Here is a 343-nt window from a genome sequence, read left to right on the forward strand (position 1 = left end):
GTTTCTGTACTACATAAATCATAATCCATTGATATTAATCCTTACTACAAGATAATAGCTTGTTCATAACCTCTTCGAAGTGCTCAGATATATTATCTAGTATATCTCCACCTATCATACGATAGCTTTCATCAGCAATGTTCTCAGTTTTTCCCTCAATAATAGTATAAGCAGATACATCCTCAAATTTAATCGGAGATCCAGTACCGTTGATCTTTTTAAATTCATCTACGGTTATTGCTTCTTTATCAAGAGTATCTCCAGCTAAAATAAAGTTGTTTAGCGCAGATAAAATATATGGACTATGCGTAGTTATAAAGAATTTTGTATCTAGAGATTCATG

The 343-nt window shown here is 31.8% G+C and carries 1 protein-coding gene; it reads right to left on the minus strand.

What is annotated here, in order from left to right; genetic code table 11:
• Positions 1-34: 34 nt before the first annotated feature.
• On the minus strand, positions 35-343 hold a 309-nt coding region (locus tag AAEY62_RS21045; protein WP_350636276.1), incomplete at its 5' end, for a hypothetical protein.

The sequence above is a fragment of the Pseudoalteromonas sp. GW168-MNA-CIBAN-0100 genome, assembly GCF_040309225.1.
Lineage (GTDB): Bacteria > Pseudomonadota > Gammaproteobacteria > Enterobacterales > Alteromonadaceae > Pseudoalteromonas > Pseudoalteromonas arctica.